At 65.9% G+C, this 16,356-nt stretch carries 14 protein-coding genes; 3 read left to right on the forward strand and 11 right to left on the reverse strand.

Annotation, left to right across the window (positions count from 1 at the left end):
- Nucleotides 1-19: 19 nt before the first annotated feature.
- From urtD to EWM63_RS09500, 6 genes are all read right to left on the reverse strand, one after another.
- Nucleotides 20-811 (reverse strand): urea ABC transporter ATP-binding protein UrtD, encoded by a 792-nt coding sequence (gene urtD, locus EWM63_RS09475; RefSeq protein ID WP_130186294.1) that lies wholly within the window; start codon nucleotides 809-811, stop codon nucleotides 20-22.
- Nucleotides 808-1,953 (reverse strand): urea ABC transporter permease subunit UrtC, encoded by a 1,146-nt coding sequence (urtC, locus tag EWM63_RS09480; protein ID WP_130186295.1) that lies wholly within the window; start codon nucleotides 1,951-1,953, stop codon nucleotides 808-810. The genes urtD and urtC overlap by 4 nt, the downstream gene beginning before the upstream one ends.
- Complete coding sequence (gene urtB, locus EWM63_RS09485; protein WP_130186296.1) at nucleotides 1,950-3,560, reverse strand: urea ABC transporter permease subunit UrtB; 1,611 nt, start codon at nucleotides 3,558-3,560, stop codon at nucleotides 1,950-1,952. Before urtB ends, urtC begins: the two co-directional genes overlap by 4 nt.
- 132 nt (nucleotides 3,561-3,692) lie before the next feature.
- Nucleotides 3,693-4,940, reverse strand: coding sequence for an urea ABC transporter substrate-binding protein (gene urtA / locus EWM63_RS09490; protein ID WP_130186297.1), 1,248 nt, complete (start codon nucleotides 4,938-4,940; stop codon nucleotides 3,693-3,695).
- Nucleotides 4,941-5,005: 65 nt separating this feature from the next.
- Complete coding sequence (locus EWM63_RS09495; protein WP_229487830.1) at nucleotides 5,006-6,121, reverse strand: porin; 1,116 nt, start codon at nucleotides 6,119-6,121, stop codon at nucleotides 5,006-5,008.
- A 159-nt stretch (nucleotides 6,122-6,280) separates the two neighbouring features.
- Nucleotides 6,281-7,192: a MerR family transcriptional regulator gene (locus EWM63_RS09500; protein WP_229487831.1), complete on the reverse strand. Its 912-nt coding sequence runs from the start codon at nucleotides 7,190-7,192 to the stop codon at nucleotides 6,281-6,283.
- Nucleotides 7,193-7,369: 177 nt separating this feature from the next.
- On the opposite strand from EWM63_RS09500, the gene EWM63_RS09505 reads away from it, so the two are divergent.
- Entirely contained in the window at nucleotides 7,370-7,825 is a 456-nt protein-coding gene (locus EWM63_RS09505) for a fasciclin domain-containing protein (RefSeq protein ID WP_130186299.1), read from the forward strand.
- Nucleotides 7,826-7,935: 110 nt separating this feature from the next.
- On the opposite strand, the gene EWM63_RS09510 is transcribed toward EWM63_RS09505, so the two are convergent.
- The 4 genes from EWM63_RS09510 to EWM63_RS09525 form a co-directional block, all read right to left on the reverse strand.
- Nucleotides 7,936-8,343, reverse strand: a complete 408-nt coding sequence (locus EWM63_RS09510; protein ID WP_130186300.1) for a type II TA system antitoxin MqsA family protein — start codon at nucleotides 8,341-8,343, stop codon at nucleotides 7,936-7,938.
- Nucleotides 8,344-8,646, reverse strand: a complete 303-nt coding sequence (locus EWM63_RS09515; protein ID WP_130186301.1) for a type II toxin-antitoxin system MqsR family toxin — start codon at nucleotides 8,644-8,646, stop codon at nucleotides 8,344-8,346.
- 72 nt (nucleotides 8,647-8,718) lie between these two features.
- Nucleotides 8,719-11,034 carry a sensor domain-containing diguanylate cyclase gene (locus EWM63_RS09520; RefSeq protein WP_130186302.1) on the reverse strand — a complete coding sequence of 772 codons (2,316 nt, stop codon included), beginning with the start codon at nucleotides 11,032-11,034 and terminating at the stop codon, nucleotides 8,719-8,721.
- A gap of 135 nt (nucleotides 11,035-11,169) precedes the next feature.
- Nucleotides 11,170-11,709 carry a DUF2058 domain-containing protein gene (locus tag EWM63_RS09525; protein WP_130186303.1) on the reverse strand — a complete coding sequence of 180 codons (540 nt, stop codon included), beginning with the start codon at nucleotides 11,707-11,709 and terminating at the stop codon, nucleotides 11,170-11,172.
- A gap of 72 nt (nucleotides 11,710-11,781) precedes the next feature.
- Here EWM63_RS09525 and kefC point away from each other — a divergent pair, with 72 nt between their 5' ends.
- The gene (kefC, locus tag EWM63_RS09530) at nucleotides 11,782-13,617 is read left to right on the forward strand and encodes a glutathione-regulated potassium-efflux system protein KefC (RefSeq protein ID WP_307720845.1); all 1,836 of its coding nucleotides are present in this window, start codon (nucleotides 11,782-11,784) and stop codon (nucleotides 13,615-13,617) included.
- Nucleotides 13,618-13,711: 94 nt separating this feature from the next.
- Nucleotides 13,712-15,355 (forward strand): M28 family metallopeptidase, encoded by a 1,644-nt coding sequence (locus EWM63_RS09535; protein ID WP_130186304.1) that lies wholly within the window; start codon nucleotides 13,712-13,714, stop codon nucleotides 15,353-15,355.
- Nucleotides 15,356-15,364: 9 nt separating this feature from the next.
- Here EWM63_RS09535 and EWM63_RS09540 read toward each other — a convergent pair whose 3' ends face one another.
- Nucleotides 15,365-16,318: a DMT family transporter gene (locus tag EWM63_RS09540; RefSeq protein ID WP_130186305.1), complete on the reverse strand. Its 954-nt coding sequence runs from the start codon at nucleotides 16,316-16,318 to the stop codon at nucleotides 15,365-15,367.
- Nucleotides 16,319-16,356 lie beyond the last annotated feature (38 nt).

Consider the following 16,356-nt stretch of genomic DNA (forward strand, 5'->3'; position numbering starts at 1 on the left):
TTTACCTTTACCTTCCCGCTTATCGTCCAAGATACACGTCGATCACGCGTTCGTCGGCCTGCACCTGGTCCATGCGGCCTTCGGCCAGCACCGAACCTTCATGCAGCACCGTGACCTTGCCCTGCTGGGCGATCTCGGTGACGAACCCCATGTCATGTTCGACGACCATGATCGAGTGCTTGCCGCGCAGTTCATTCAACAGCTCGGCCGTGCGGGCCGTCTCGGCATCGCTCATGCCGGCCACTGGTTCATCGAGCAGGATCAGCTGCGGTTCCTGCATCAGCAGCATGCCGATCTCCAGCCACTGCTTCTGGCCGTGCGACAGCAGGCCGGCCAGCCGGTCTTCCTGGCCGTTCAGGCGGATCAGCCGCAGCGTGGCGGCTATCCTGTCTTCCTGCTCCGACGTGAGCCGGGCAAACAGCGTGGGGCGCACGCGCTTGTCCATCTTCATCGCCAGTTCCAGGTTCTCGAACACCGTGTGCTGCTCGAACACGGTGGGGCGCTGGAACTTGCGGCCGATGCCGGCATGGGCGATCTCGTATTCCGTCATCGATGCCAGGTCGTAGTTCTGGCCGAAGAAGGCCGTGCCGGACGTCGGCCGCGTCTTGCCCGTGATGACATCCATCATCGTCGTCTTGCCGGCACCGTTCGGGCCGATGATGCAGCGCAGCTCGCCCACCGAGATGTCGAGATTGAGCTTGTTGATGGCCCGGAAGCCGTCGAACGACACGGTGATGTCGTTCAGATACAGGATCGCGCCGTGTGTGGTATCCAGTCCTTCCCGTTTCAGCGTACTTGTTTCCAATGTCATGCCGCCTCCTTTGATTTTTCCATGACCGGCGTTTCAACCGGCACCTTGCGCCCGATGCCTTGCAGCTTTTCAAACAGGCCGAGGATGCCCTTGCGCATGAACAGCGTGACGAGGATGAACAGCAGGCCCAGGGCGAACAGCCACAGGTCGGGGAACGTGGCGGTGAACCAGCTTTTCAGGCCGTTGACGGTGAACGCGCCGATGATCGGGCCGACGAGCGTGCCGCGCCCGCCGATCGCCACCCACACCACCATCTCGATCGAGTTGGCCGCCGACATCTCCGAAGGATTGATGATGCCCACCTGCGGCACGTACAGCGCGCCGGCGATCCCGCACAGCACGGCCGACAGGGTCCACACGAACAGCTTGAACCACAGCGGGTCGTAGCCGATGAACATCAGCCGCGATTCCGCATCGCGCACGCCCTGCAGCACGCGGCCCAGGCGCGACGTGACGATCCACCGGCACAGCAGCAGGGAGCCGACGAGGAAGGCCAGCGTGACGATGTAGAGCACCGCGCGGGTACCGGGCGCCGTGATGTCGAAGCCGAGGATGCGCTTGAAGTCTGTGAAACCGTTGTTCCCGCCGAAGCCGGTGTCGTTGCGGAAGAACAGCAGCATCGCCGCGTACGTAAGCGCCTGGGTGATGATCGAGAAGTAGACGCCCTTGATCCGCGAGCGGAAGGCAAAGTAGCCGAACACGAAGGCCAGCACGCCCGGCACCAGCACCACCAGCAGCATGCAGTACCAGAAGTTGTCCGTCATGGCCCAGTACCAGGGATATTCCTTCCAGTCGAGGAACACCATGAAGTCCGGCAGGCTGCTCTGGTAGACGCCATCGCGGCCGATCGCGCGCATCAGGTACATGCCGTGCGCATAGCCGCCCAGCGCGAAGAACAGGCCATGGCCCAGCGACAGGATGCCGGTATAGCCCCACACCAGGTCCAGCGCCAGCGCGGCCAGCGCGAAGCACATGAACTTGGCCACCAGGCCCATCGCGTAACCCGACACGTGCAGCGCATGCCCGGCCGGGAACACGAGGTTCAGCAGCGGCAGCATGGCGGCCACCACGGTGACGGCGGCCAGCGCGGTCCACGCGCGTGTCGAGAACAAAGATTTACGGGGAGTGATACCGGGTTTCATTCGACGCTCCTTCCCTTCAGCGCGAACATGCCCTGTGGCCGGCGCTGGATGAAGATGATGATGAAGACAAGGATCGCGATCTTGCCCAGCACGGCACCGGCCACGGGTTCCAGGAATTTGTTGATTTCGCCCAGCCCCAGCGCGCCGATCACGGTGCCGGCCAGCTGGCCCACGCCGCCCAGCACCACGACCATGAACGAGTCGATGATGTAGGCCTGCCCCAGGTCCGGCCCCACATTGCCGATCTGCGAGAGCGCCACGCCGCCGAGGCCGGCGATGCCGGATCCCAGGCCGAACGTCATCATGTCGATGCGGCTGGTGGGCACGCCCACGCAATCGGCCATGCGGCGGTTCTGCATCACGGCGCGCACGAACAGGCCGAGGCGCGTCTTGTTGAGGATCAGCCACACGGCGGCGACCACGAGGCCGGCGAAGACGATGATCGCGATGCGGCTGTAAGGCAGCACCAGCGAGCCGAGCACGGTCACGCCGCCGGCCATCCACGATGGATTCGCCACTTCCACGTTCTGCGCGCCGAACACGGTGCGCACCGCCTGCATCAGGATCAGGCTGATGCCCCACGTGGCCAGCAGCGTTTCCAGCGGGCGGCCGTACAGCCAGCGGATCACGGTGCGCTCGAGCAGCACGCCGACGGCGAAGGCCACGAAGAAGGCGCACGGCAACGCCGCCGCGAGGTACCAGTCCAGCGCGCCGGGGAAGTACTGGCGGAATGCCGCCTGCACCAGGTAAGTGGTGTAGGCGCCGATCATCAGCAGCTCGCCGTGCGCCATGTTGATGATGCCCATCAGGCCGAACGTGATCGCCAGGCCCAGCGCCGCCAGCAGCAGCACGCTGCCCAGCGACAGGCCGTAGAACAGGTTGCCGACGAACTCGGCGCGCGACACGCGGCTATCGATCGCGTTCAGCGTGTTGGCCGCGGCAAGGCGCAGGTCGCCGTCCGGCTCCGCGTAGCTGCCATCGGCGTTCTTTTCCAGCATCGCCTGCAACGGCGGCCGCAACGATGCGGTGCCGGTATCGGCCAGGGCGATCACGGCAGCCTTGCGCACGGCCACGTCGGGCGATTGCAGGTCGGCCACCGCCTTGGCCGATTGCAGCGTGGCCCTGATCCCGGCGTCGGTCTCGGCGGCCAGTGCCCTGGTCACCAGCGGCAACTGCTCCGGCGTCACACCGCGCTCCAGCAAGCCTCTCGCGGCGGCGTCGCGCTTTGCCACGTCCGGCGACAGCAGCGCCATGCCGGACAGCGCGCCATCGACCGCGCCACGCAGGCGGTTGTTGACGACAATGCCGTCGATCCCGTCCGGCATGGGGCCGGTGGCGCCCGTGGCCGGGTTCCATGCGCTGTCGTCGGTAACGACAAGCACGTCGCCCTCCGGCGTGGCATACAGGCTGTCATCCTTCAGCGCCTGCAGCACCTTGCGGGCATCGTCGTTCGCCAGCGCGGCAAGGCGGACGACGGCTTCGATGCGGGCATCGGGGTCGTCGCCCGCCAGGGGTTTCAGGAGAGTGGGATCGATGGCTGCGTGGGCTGAGAGGACTGTGAAGCCCAGCACCAGCAATGCAGCGATCGTTCGGAGGAAGTGCGCCATGTCGGAGTCTCGGTCGGAAAGGGGCTGGGAAAGCCAGGAACCACCCGGGATGCAAACCCCGGGGTCGGACCCGCCGGGTCCGACCCCGGCCTTTGCCGGTGGGTCTCGTCAAGGCTGCCGGGGAAGCAGACCTTACAGCTTCTGCTTGCCTTCATTCCCCTGGATGAACGGGCTCCACGGCTGTGCGCGCACCGGCTCCTTAGTTTTCCACACCACCGAGAACTGCCCGTCGCTCTTGATCTCGCCGATCATCACCGGCTTGTGCAGGTGGTGGTTCGTCATGTCCATCGTCAGCGTGTAACCGGAAGGCGCCTTGAACGTCTGGCCGGCCATGGCCGCGATCACCTTGTCGGTATCGGTGGATTTCGCCTTTTCCACGGCCTGGGCCCACATGTGGATGCCCACGTAGGTCGCTTCCATCGGATCGTTGGTCACGGCGGTGGCGGCGTTCGGCAGCTTCTTCGCCGTGGCGTACGCTTTCCACTTCTTGACGAACGCGGCGTTGGACGGGTTCTTCACGGATTCAAAGTAGTTCCAGGCAGCCAGGTGGCCCAGCAGCGGCTTCGTGTCCACGCCGCGCAGTTCTTCCTCGCCCACCGAGAACGCCACCACCGGCACGTCGGTCGCCTTCAGGCCCGCGTTGCCCAGTTCCTTGTAGAACGGCACGTTGGAGTCGCCGTTGATCGTGGAAACCACGGCCGTCTTGCCGCCGGCGGCGAATTTCTTGATGTTGGCGACGATGGTCTGGTAATCCGAGTGGCCGAACGGCGTGTAGATTTCCTGGATATCGCTGTCCTTCACGCCCTTCGATTTCAGGAAGGCGCGCAGGATCTTGTTCGTGGTGCGCGGGTACACGTAATCGGTGCCGAGCAGCACGAAGCGCTTCGCGCCACCGCCATCCTTGCTCATCAGGTATTCGACGGCGGGAATCGCCTGCTGGTTCGGCGCCGCGCCAGTATAGAACACGTTCTTTTCCAGTTCTTCACCCTCGTACTGCACCGGGTAGAACAGCAGGCTGTTGGTTTCCTTGAATACCGGCAGCACGGACTTGCGCGACACGGACGTCCAGCAGCCGAACACCGCGGCCACCTTGTCCCGGGAAACGAGCTGGCGCGCCTTTTCGGCGAACAGCGGCCAGTTCGATGCCGGGTCGACGACGACGGCTTCGAGCTTCTTGCCCATCACGCCGCCCTTGGCATTGATCTCCTCGATGGTCATCAGGGCAACATCCTTCAGCGACGTTTCCGAGATCGCCATCGTGCCGGACAGCGAGTGCAGGATGCCGACCTTGATCGTGTCGGCGGCATGGGCGGGCAGGCCGGCGGCGCACAGGGCGGCGGCGACGGCGATGGAGGTGACGAAATGGCGGCGGGTTTGCATGGTAGTCCTCATCAAGGATGGTGGTGATCAAGGGTGGTGATCAATGCGGAGCTCGAAACTGGAAATCAATACTGGAGCTGGAGGGCGACGACGAAGCGCGACTGGTCCTCGCCCCGGGTGACCTTGGTGCGCGAGTACACCGCGCCGATCTGGGCGTTGTAGCCGTCGAGGATCCAGTTCACGCCCACGTCTTCCTGGCGCGTGTCGATGCCGGTGTCGGCGTCGAATTTCTGGTAGCGCACATACGGTTGCAGGCTGCCGCGGGCGATCGGGAAGATGTAGCCGGCGCCGGCCGACCAGGCCTTGCCCTGCTCGGAAAGGATGACGTCGCCCGTGTCGTAGTCGTAATAGGCCGCTTCGACGGACACGGCGCCGGCCGTGCCGAGGCGCTTCTCGAGCAGGAAGTCGACGTTCCAGGACTGGTAGTCGCCGATGCCGCCCGTGGTCAGCACGCCGTCCTTCTGCTGGCGGCCGGCCAGGCCGATGGCGAGAATGTCCTTGCTGCCCAGGTAGGTGCCCGTGCCGTAGTAGCCCGGCTCGGCATCCCAGAAATCGTACTGCAGCCGGCCCGCGTACATGGGCTTGTCGGATGCCTTGATCCCGGCTGCCCTGGCCTGGTCGTCCGTCAGCGAGCCGATGCCGAACGTGTGGCCTTCGAATGCGCCGAACGAGTAGCCCAGCTTGCCGCCGGCAACATTGCCCCAGACGACGACGCCGTCATCGCGGCCCCGGAAGATGCCGCCGTTGTAGCCGTAGCGCGACGCCACGCCGGCCCAGTAGCCGCCGCCCAGCGAGTAGTACGGCCCGGCCATGTTGGCGCGGTCGCTCGGCGACAGCAGCCGGCCGGCCCACACGTTCAGCTCCGGGGAGATGGCGAACTGCGCCGCGGCATCGAGCACGCGGATGCGGTCGCCGTCCCACTCGGTGTTGAACATGCCCTTGATGTTCTTGTTCAGCGATGCGCCCAGGAAGATGCGGGCGCTGTCCAGGTTGAAGTCGCTGCCGTGCGAGCCGTCCGGCGCGCCGTTCTCGACGTTCGAGTAGCTGCCGCGCATGCCGAATCCCACGCTGACGGACTTGTCTTCGCCAAACGGAATCGTGGCGCCCGCCCGGGCGTCCGCGACGCCCAGCAACGTGGAGGCCAGCAGCACTCCCGTGCAGATCGTGGAAGATCCTTTCATGCGCATCCCTTTCGTTGTGTGATGTTGTGCATACATCATCACCAACCGGGAAGCGGAAGGACATACGTAAGGTGACGTAGTGGCGCGCAGCCGACACGCGCCGGGGAGGTCACCGAGGATCAGGAGGAAGACCAGCGCCAGGAGATCGGCGCCGGGAACTCAGCGCCGCGGGATCAGCGCCGGCATCGGCAAGCCTTCCGCCACCACGAGCCGCTCCATCGCCGTCTCGAGCACGCTGCGCGCCAGGCCGGCGGCGTGGCCCAGTTCGCGGTGCAGCTGCGCGTCGGCCGTGCTGCGCGATACGCATTGCGCGCTGTAGCGCTCGAAGCTGCCCACCATCAGCAGCAGGTCGGACAGGTGGCGCGGGCATTCGCACGCGATGCGGTTGCCCGCCGCGGTGATCGTGGCCAGCGCGGCTTCGTCGAAACGCACCGCCGGGACCGTGCCGGCAGGGCGGTCGACGGATGGCAACTGCCGCCCCGCCAGCGCCGCACGGCACAGCTGCGCCAGTTCACCCAGCTCCGACGGCATGCGCACGACCATGCAATCCTGCGCGCGCAACGCGCGGATCGTGGCACTGGCGCAGAACCGGTACAGCACCACCACCGCCGCGGCGCCTGCCGCCTCGCGCGCCGCGGCCACCAGCGGCACCATCGTCTCGTCGGGCTCGGGCAGCTCCACCAGCAACACGTCCACCGCCGCGCCCTGCAACGGGGCGAGATCGCCATCGAGGCGCGCCACGGCCCGCTGCACTTCCAGGCCATTGCCCGTGGCGGCGATCCGCCGTGCCAGGGTTTCCCCGACGAGCGCCACGCGCACCAGCGCCAGTGGCACGGCGGCGTGATCGGCACGCACGCCCGCCAGCTCTTCCAGTCGTTCCAGCGGCAACGTGGCCAGCGTGCCGATCGGATGGCCATTGTCCACCAGTTGCTTCAGCAGGCCGAGCCGGCGCACCTGCCCGGCCGTGTACAGGCGCTGGCCGCGCTCGGAGCGCAGCGTGTCCGACACGCCGTAGCGGCGCTCCCACACGCGCAGCGTCTCCACGCTCAAGCCCGCGAGACGCGCCGCCACACCGCTGCGATACAAAGCTTGTTGAGTAGTATTTTCCATAATTGAACCGAACTTGAACCAGTAATGTCCCCATGATAACGCGACAAGCCCTGTACATTCAATCGTGCGAACCGTAAATTTACGTCACCTGCCGCCACTAATGCGGTTCAATCATAGTTCGACCCAAGGAGCGTGAAAATGAAAAAGATCCTCTTCGCAGCAGCTTTCGGCATGGCTTTCAGCGCGGCACATGCAGCCGATATCGTCGATACCGCCAAGTCCGCCGGCACGTTCAACACGCTGGTTACCGCGGTGGAAGCTGCCGGCCTGGTGGACACGCTGAAGGGCCCGGGCCCGTTTACCGTGTTCGCGCCGACCGACGCGGCATTCGCCAAGGTGCCGAAGGCCAAGCTCGATGCGCTGCTGAAGGACAAGGCCGCCCTGACCAAGGTGCTGACCTACCACGTGGTACCGGGCAAGGTGATGGCCGCCGACGTGAAGCCCGGCGCCGTGAAGACGGTCGAAGGTGCCAGCCTGACCGTGACCGCCAAGGGCGGCAAGGTCATGGTCGACAAGGCCAACGTGGTGAAGACCGATATCGCGGCCGACAATGGCGTGATCCACGTGATCGACACGGTGGTAATGCCGAAGTGATCGGCTGACCGCCAACCATCGTTCCCCTGGCGGCATGCGCCCATGGCGTGCCGCCGGCTTGTGCCCGCGTATCGCGGGCTTTTTTTATGTCTGACGGTTGCGGGGAGTTGTTATGCCAGCACGCGCACTTCCGCCAGCAATTCGGGATGACGATCCAGGAGTTGCAGCAGCTTGAGAGTCGAGGGATGCGGCCGCGCCTTGCCGGTTTCATACCGCGAGAAACCGTTGACCCCGCCGCCGAAAAGTTCACCGGCCTCCCGCTGGCCCAGGTTCAATTTCTGGCGCACCGCCAGGATATAGGCCGGGTCGACCACTTCTCCATTGATCTTGCGGGCGAACTCCGCAATCGCCGTGCTGTAACGGTCACCGTCCTTGCGGGTGAATACCGCCTCGCCGCATGCACCGCAATAATCCCCCTCCAGCCCCTCGATGACAGTGGATCGCCCCTTGTAGGTGTATGAGACATCGCGAACTTCATGGACAGGAGACGGGGTGCCGCATTCTGGGCAATATTTCATTCACAACTCCTTGAAGGATACGATCAGCACATCGTCGATCACGGTCAGCTTTACGTACAACGGTATGCCATCAGCGGTGCTGCAATGGTAAACGTCTTGCCAGACCCGGTTATCGGCATGCGTTGTCATGCTCTTGTAGAAGTCCGTAGTCGTTAAACCCATGACAACGTCGCACATTCCCCGCAGATCATGGATGCCGACGAGGTTGGCACTATCGCGCGCGCTTCTGGTCGCGTTGACCTTATCGGCTGCGATCAGCGCTTTCACCACCGTCAGCTTGCAACTGGGCGTGCGTTTTTCCATCGATACAGGATAACCCAAAAGGTTAGAATAACCAAGTAGGTTAATCGCGTTACTGCGTAGCCCGTCGATTGACTAGGCCGCGCTCCGGTCCTGCGCCGGCGGCGCCAGCCGGAAGCAGTTCCGTCCCGAGCGCTTGGCATCGTACATGGCCTGGTCGGCCGCGCGGATCAGCGTGCGCGATGTCATGCCGGACTCGAACGACGCGATGCCGATGCTGGTGGTCACCGGCAGCGTAACGGTGCCTAGCTGGAATGGCGGCGCCATCGCCGCGATGATCTTGTGCGCGATCAGCGTGGCGGCCTGCGCCTCCTGCAGGCCTTCGGCGACGAGCACGAATTCGTCGCCGCCCAGGCGTGCCACGAAATCGGCCTCCCGCACCACGGCGCGCACGCGGCCGGCGAACATGCGGATCACGTCGTCGCCCACGTCATGGCCATGGGTGTCGTTGATGGCCTTGAAGCGGTCGATGTCGAAATACATCAGCGCCAGCGCGCCGTGGCGCTGGGCACGCGCGACGGCCTGCTCCAGGTGGCCGTTGAAGAAGCCGCGGTTCGGCAAGCCGGTCAGCGCATCGTGGTGGGCGCGGCGGAACAGCTCCTGTTCCATGTACTTGCGCGCCGTGATGTCCTCGGTGACCGCCAGCACGCCGGTCACATTGCCCGCCCCATCCTTCAGCGGGATCTTGCTGGTCTCGAACCACCGCTCGGTACCGTCGATGCTGCGATCCAGCGCCTGCATGCGCATGCGCGCGAGGCCGGATCGCATCACTTCCGCGTCGACCTGGTGATAGTGCGGCGCCTGGTCCCGCCAGTGCAGGTCGAAATCCGTCTTGCCGATCAGCTCCGCCTCGCTGTCCAGCCCCGCGTCGGCCAGCAGTGCCCGGTTGCCGCCCTCGTACACGCTGGCGGCGTTTTTCCAGAACACGCTTTGCGGAATATTGTCGAGGATGAGCTGCAGCATCTGCCGCGATGCATACAGTGCCCGCTCCGCTTCCTTGCGTCCGGTGATGTTCTCGGCAAAGCCCAGCACGTGGGTGACGTCGTCGCCGGTGCTCATCGGGATCAGCACGATCGACATGTCCACCATGCGGCCGGCCGCATCGGCGATGCGGGTCGTGTAGGCCACGACCTGCCCGGCCAGCGCCTCGTCCAGGTGCCGCCCCACCTCGACGCGGTCTTCGATGCCCACATAGGTGTCGGCCCGCGTGCCGAGCAGCGCGTGCCGCTCGACGCCCAGCTCCTTCAGCATCTGGTGGTTGGCATGCCGGAAGCGCCGCTGCCTGTCGATCGCGTACACGGCGAACGGGTGCTGTTCAAAGAAGCTGGCGAAGCGTTCGCTGAAATCGTGCATGGCGCGCCGGCGCGCACGGTAGCGGGGCCATGCCGCGATCGCCCATGCCGCCAGCAGCGACAGGACGATGCCGATCGAAACCGCCTGCGCCCCTGCGCGCAACGGCAGCGCATCGGCCGGGCCGGGCCGGGCATGGAAGTGGATCAGCCATGTCCGGTTGGCGAAGCGCACCTTCGCCTGCTGGACGAACGGCCCCCGGCGCAGGGCACTGGTGGCGGCGAAGATGTCATTGGCATCGAACAGGATGTGGCCCGGGGTCGCCGCGCCGTCGTAGGCCACCAGGTCGAACTGGCGCGCCATGCGGCCGTTATCGAAGCCGATAAACAGCGATTGCAGGTAGAGCGTCGTGAAGACATAACCTTTCAGTTCCGGCTGCCGCGTGGCCGGCGCGCCACTGCCCGGCATGCGCACGGGCGTGAGCAGCTGGATCACGGGTTCGGGCCGCGGATCGAACATGGCCGGCATGCGCCCGGTCGCCACGGGTTCGCCAAGCCGTGCCGCCTCCTGCATCGCTGTCCAGCGCTTCGGAAACGACGAGAAATCGAGTCCGCGCAGCGCATCCATGCGCGTGGTATCGAAGGCATGCCGGCCATACAGCAGCGGATAAAAATCCTGCGCGCCCGAACGGCGTTCGACAATGCGGTAACCGGGGAACCTGCGTTGCGCCTGTGCTTCGAAACCGGCGGCTTCGCCCGCGGGCACGCGCGGCACGTAGCCAAAGGCGCGAAGCCCGTCCAGCCGATCGAGCGCGCCGCTGGCGTCCACGAATCCGGAGAATTCCTCGGCCTCGATCGCGTTCGAGGCGCTGAACAGCGCCGCCAGGTCGCGGCTTGCGCCAACGTACAGGTCGAGCCGGTGGCGCAACAGGTACAGGTAATCCTCGACGGCATCCTGCTGCTCGACCAGGCGCGCCCGCCCGGCATGCTCGACGCTGGCCACCCCGGCGTACCCGGACAGGACCAGGCCGGCGGCGAATACGCCCGCTGGCAGCGCGCGCGCCGCCAGTGCCTTCCTGATCTGATGAAAAAGCGAACCCATGATGTCCTTGTGGCCGGGGAGCCGGAACTACATGGTAGCAGCCAACTAGTTTCCTAGTATCAATATCCATTGCCGAACCGGGCCCGATCGGCAGAAATGCAACACTACGTTTTCTTAATTACACGATTTCAGCGCTTACCACGTGAAATCGTCGGGGATCTTGTAGTCGGCGTAGGGATCGTCCTCTTCCACGGCGGGCGCCGCGGGCTTGCTGACGCGTACCACCAGCGCCGCGTCGCGCTCGGCGATCTTGTCCGCCACGATGCGCGGCACGAGCTCGAACGTTTCGCCCTGCCCCACGATGACCAGCCGCCCGGCCACGAGGTGGTCGCGCACGGCCGCCGACACGTGGATCCGCTCGACCTTCGTGCCATAGGTGAAGTTGTAGGCGATATCGCCATTGCCCCTGGGCTGGCGATTCTGCTTCACCAGCTGCGTGATCTGCGCCGCGACCGCCTTCTGCTGCGCCGCCGCATCGCGCTGCGCATTCAGTTCGCGCGCCCGTTCCGCGTTGCGGCGCTGCGTTTCCAGCGCGGCCGCGCGCGCTTCGTTCTCGGCCACCGTGCCGGTGCGCCGTTCATCCTTCTTTTGCTTGCTCTTGTCCTGCTGGACCTTGGCGGCCTTTTTCTTGTCGACCAGGCCGGCCTTCATCAGTTGTTCCTGCAACGAGACCATCTTCCACTCCGAAATTCATTGAACACCGCAGCATAGCAAATGCGCTGCGACCCGTGACAGGAAGACGTACCATTGCAATACCTTCAACTGCATCCGCCCGCCATGCACGACCTGCTGCTCACGCCCATCGTCTTCCTCGTTACCGCCGTGCTGCTGGTCCCGCTGGCGCAGCGCCTCGGCCTCGGCTCCGTGCTCGGCTACCTGATCGGCGGGGCGATCATCGGGCCATGGGGCCTGGCCCTGATCCACGACGTGGAAGCGATCGGCCACGTGGCGGAGATCGGCGTGGTGCTGATGCTGTTCCTGATCGGGCTCGAGCTGCAGCCGGCCAAGCTGGTGTCGATGCGCACGCTGGTGCTGGGCGGCGGCGCGCTGCAGATGGCCGCCTGCGGCATCGCGCTCGGCGCGGTGGCCTGGCTGCTCGGCATGCCGTGGGTCGGGGCACTGGTGGCGGGCGCCGCGCTGGCACTGTCGTCGACGGCGATCGCGGTGCAGAACATGAACGAACGGCACCTGGAGAACACGCCGGCCGGCAAGGCGGCATTCGCGATCCTGCTGTTCCAGGACATGGCCGCGATCCCGCTCCTGGTGGTTATCCCGCTGCTGGGCGGCGGTGGTGCCTCGACCTTCAACTGGCTGTATGCGATCGGCGCCGTGGCCTGCGTGCTGCTGGCGGGCCGCTACGCGATGCGCCCGGCGCTGCGGCTGATCGCCCGCACCAACCTGCGCGAGATCTTCACCGCGTTCGCGCTGCTGCTGGTGCTCGGCATCGCCCACCTGATGGAACTGGCCGACCTGTCGATGGGCCTGGGCGCCTTCCTGGCTGGTGTGCTGCTGGCCGGCTCGGAATATCGCAAGGCGCTGGAAACGGACCTGGAACCGTTCAAGGGCCTGCTGCTGGGGCTGTTCTTTACATCGGTCGGCATGTCCGTCAATTTCGGCCTGCTGGCCGATGCCCCGGTGCGCATCGCCGTGCTGACGATCGGCTACGTGCTGCTGAAGATGGTGCTGCTTGGCTTGACGGCCAGGGTACTGCCGGTGGCGCCGGTACAGCGATGGCCGTTCGCCGGCCTGCTTGCCCAGGGCAGCGAATTCGCCTTCGTGGTGCTGGCCGTGGCGCAGGATGCGGGCGTGATCGCGGCGCCGTGGCGCGAAACACTGGTACTGGTGGTGGCGGTGTCGATGGCGCTGACGCCGCTGGCGATGACGGTGGCCGAATGGGCGAGCCGGAAGATGTACGCGGTGCCGCCGAAGCCGGCCGACACCATCGAGCCCGATGGCGCGCGCGTGATCATCGCCGGCTTCGGCCGCGTGGGCCAGATCGCGGGCCGCATGCTGGCCGCTTCCGGCATCCGCATGACGGTGCTGGACAACGACCCGGACCTGATCGACATGCTGCGCCGCTTCGGACTGCGCGTCTTCTACGGCGATGCCACGCGCCTGGACCTGCTGCGCGCCGCCGAGGCGGACAAGGCGATCTTGCTGATCAACGCGATCGACGACATGGAATCGAGCCTGCGGCTGGCGGACCTGGTGCGCGAACATTTTCCGCACCTGAAGATGATCGGCCGGGCGCGCAACGTGACGCACCTGTTCGAACTGCGTGAAAGGGGCGTGGACCTGGTGGAGCGGGAAACCTTCGAAGCGGCGCTGCGCATCGGCGAGCACGCGATGCGCCAGTTGGGCATCGACGAAGCGAGCGCGCGGCTGGCGCGCACCAGGTTCCGCGAACACAACCTGGCCACGCTGGATACCATGTTCCCGCACTTCCGCGACGAATCGCAGAGGATCTCGATCGAGGAAGAGGCGCGGCAGGAACTGGCGCAGTCGTTCGAGCATGACAGGATCGGCCTGCGCAACAAGGCGGTGCTGCGCGAACCTGGCGCGAAGGAACCCGAACTGCCATAGGCGCCTGCGCGGCAGCGTATTTTCGCGGCACTTTACCGCCGCCGCCATTCGGACGATACTTGTCGCTTCATTGTTTTTCCCAAGGAGATCCCGAGTGAAAAAAACCCTGCTGGCCACGCTGCTGCTGGCCGCGTTCGCGGCGCATGCGGCCACCCCGACATTCGATCCGCAACGCCTGTCCCAGCACGTGAAAGTGCTCTCTTCCGATGCATTCGAAGGCCGCGAACCGCATACCGCGGGCGAAACGAAAACGGTCGACTACCTCGTCGAACAATTCAAGGCGGCCGGTGCGCAGCCGGGGGGCGACAAGGTCGGCGGCAAGCGCACCTGGACGCAGGAAGTGCCGCTGGGCCGCTTCCAGATCCAGGGCCCCGTCACGCTCACCGTCCATGCTGGCAAGGATGCCCTGACGTGGGCCCAGGGCGAGCAGATGGCCGTGCGCGCCGCGATGAACGGCAAGCCGCTGGTCGACTTCAAGAATGCGCCGCTCGTGTTCGCCGGCTATGGCGTGACCGCGCCGGAACGCAACTGGGACGACTTCAAGGGCCAGGACCTGAAAGGCAAGCTGGCGATCGTGCTGATCAACGACCCGGACTTCGAGACGGGTGCGGGCGAATTCGGCGGCAAGGCCATGACCTACTATGGCCGCTGGACGTACAAGTTCGAGGAAATGGCGCGCCGCGGCGCGCTGGGCACGATCATCGTGCATGAAACGGCGCCGGCTTCCTACGGCTGGGCCACCGTGAAGAACTCGAACACGAACGTGATGTACGACATCGTGCGCAAAGACCCGGCGAAGTCGCACGCGCCGATGGAAGCCTGGATCCAGCGCGACGCGGCCGCCGACCTGTTCAAGCGCGCCGGCCTCGACTTCGACACCGTCAAGAAAAGCGCGCAAAGCCGCGACTTCAAGCCCGTGCCCCTCGCCGGCGTAACGCTGTCGGCCCGCTACGCGGTCGATGCGCAGGTAATCAAGTCGCGCAACGTGGTGGCGCTCATTCCGGGCACCGAGCGCGCCGATGAAACCATCATCTACAGCGGCCACTGGGACCACCTGGGCGTGGGCGCTCCCGATGCGAAAGGCGACAAGATCTACAACGGCGCCGTCGACAATGGCACCGGCATGGCCGCGCTGATCGAGCTGGCGCGCGCCTATGCGAAATCGCCCGCGCCGAAACGCAGCGTGGTATTCCTGGCCGTGACGGCCGAAGAAAAGGGCTTGCTGGGTTCCGAGTACTACGCGGCCAATCCGCTCTACCCGCTGGAAAAGACTGTCGGCGTCATCAACGTCGATGCGCTGAGCCCCCATGGCCCGGCGCGCAACTTCACGATTTCGGGCAGCGCAAAGCTGGACCTGCTCGACCTGCTGGTCGACAAGGCACGCCAGCGCAACCAGGCCTACGCACCCGATCCGAAGCCGGAGGCGGGCTACTTCTTCCGCTCCGACCACTTCCCGTTTGCCAAGCGCGGCGTGCCGGCACTGTCGTTCGGCTCGGGCGAGGACTGGATTGCCGGCGGCACCGCGGCCGGCAAGGCCGAGGAAGAGAACTACACGAAGGACCGCTACCACCAGCCGGCCGACGAGTGGAATCCGAAGTGGCCGTTCACCGGCATGGCCAGCGACCTGGAACTGCTGTACGGCCTGGGCCGCGACCTGGCCGATTCGCGCACGTGGCCGAACTGGGGCAAGGATTCAGAGTTCCGCGTGCTGCGCGAAGCCAGCGCGAAGAGCCGCTAAGGAATCCTGCTATAGCGCCCGCGGTCGGGGCCTGGCGCGGCCTGCCCGCGCCGGTTCCGGCCGCTCCTTCCGGTGGGCGGCCGCGCAGGACACCACCCCGCCCACCAGCAGCGCTACCGCCGCGCTCTCGTACATCGTCGGCCAGCGCCCTTCCCACAGAAAGCCGTACAGCAGGCCGAACAGCGTCTCGAACACGATCATCTGCCCCGTCAATGCCAGCGGCAACGCGCGGCTGGCAAAATTCCACAGGGTATTGGCGAACACGGAACACAGCAGGCCGACGGCGCCGACGACGCCGATGAAGCGCCACCATGCAGCCGCCTCGTGCGTCCCTTCGGCCCACACGAAGGCCGGCACCGCCAGCACCAGCGCCTCGAGTCCCGTCACCACGCCGACCAGCAGGCTCCACTGGCCGCCCGACACCGAAGTGACCCGCGCCAGCACGCGGCTGTTCCACACCGTGTACAGCGTCCACGACACCAGCGCGCCGAGGGCGCACAGCAGGCCGGCCAGCGATCCGGGGCCGGCCAGCGCGTCGCGGCCGATGCAGGCCAGACCCGCAGCACTCAGCAGCAGCGACGGCGCCAGCCGCCGCAGCGGCACCGCATGCCGGTCGCGGCTGCCGGCCAGCGTGATGGCGATCGGCGCCAGCCCGATCACGAGCGATGCCATCGCCACGCCGCCGGCTTGCACGGCGGCGGCCAGCAGCACGTAATAGACGATGTTCCCGGCCAGGCCCAGGCCGGCCAGTGCGCGCCATTCGGCGGCACCCAGCCGCGCCGTCACGGCCCGCCACGAAGGCGCGAGCAGCAACGCGGCAATGACGCCATAGGCGAGGTAGCGGCCGGCGGACAGCTGCATGGGGGTGAAACCGGGCGCCAGCTCGGGCGCAATGAAGATCAGCCCCCAGACGGCACCGGCCGCGATGCCGGCGGCGACGCCGCGGCGGTGTTGTTCGACCATGCGACTCTCCTGAAAACCAGATTGTCGATGGCGGCGGC

Source organism: Pseudoduganella lutea (genome assembly GCF_004209755.1).
Classification (GTDB): domain Bacteria; phylum Pseudomonadota; class Gammaproteobacteria; order Burkholderiales; family Burkholderiaceae_D; genus Rugamonas; species Rugamonas lutea.

Bases quoted from the DNA above. Each gene is read 5' to 3' on its own strand.
- urtD (WP_130186294.1), bottom strand. From the start codon at position 811: ATGACATTGGAAACAAGTACGCTGAAACGGGAAGGACTGGATACCACA.
- urtC (WP_130186295.1), bottom strand. From the start codon at position 1,953: ATGAAACCCGGTATCACTCCCCGTAAATCTTTGTTCTCGACACGCGCG.
- urtB (WP_130186296.1), bottom strand. From the start codon at position 3,560: ATGGCGCACTTCCTCCGAACGATCGCTGCATTGCTGGTGCTGGGCTTC.
- urtA (WP_130186297.1), bottom strand. From the start codon at position 4,940: ATGCAAACCCGCCGCCATTTCGTCACCTCCATCGCCGTCGCCGCCGCC.
- EWM63_RS09495 (WP_229487830.1), bottom strand. From the start codon at position 6,121: ATGAAAGGATCTTCCACGATCTGCACGGGAGTGCTGCTGGCCTCCACG.
- EWM63_RS09505 (WP_130186299.1), top strand. From the start codon at position 7,370: ATGAAAAAGATCCTCTTCGCAGCAGCTTTCGGCATGGCTTTCAGCGCG.
- EWM63_RS09510 (WP_130186300.1), bottom strand. From the start codon at position 8,343: ATGAAATATTGCCCAGAATGCGGCACCCCGTCTCCTGTCCATGAAGTT.
- EWM63_RS09515 (WP_130186301.1), bottom strand. From the start codon at position 8,646: ATGGAAAAACGCACGCCCAGTTGCAAGCTGACGGTGGTGAAAGCGCTG.
- EWM63_RS09520 (WP_130186302.1), bottom strand. From the start codon at position 11,034: ATGGGTTCGCTTTTTCATCAGATCAGGAAGGCACTGGCGGCGCGCGCG.
- EWM63_RS09525 (WP_130186303.1), bottom strand. From the start codon at position 11,709: ATGGTCTCGTTGCAGGAACAACTGATGAAGGCCGGCCTGGTCGACAAG.
- EWM63_RS09540 (WP_130186305.1), bottom strand. From the start codon at position 16,318: ATGGTCGAACAACACCGCCGCGGCGTCGCCGCCGGCATCGCGGCCGGT.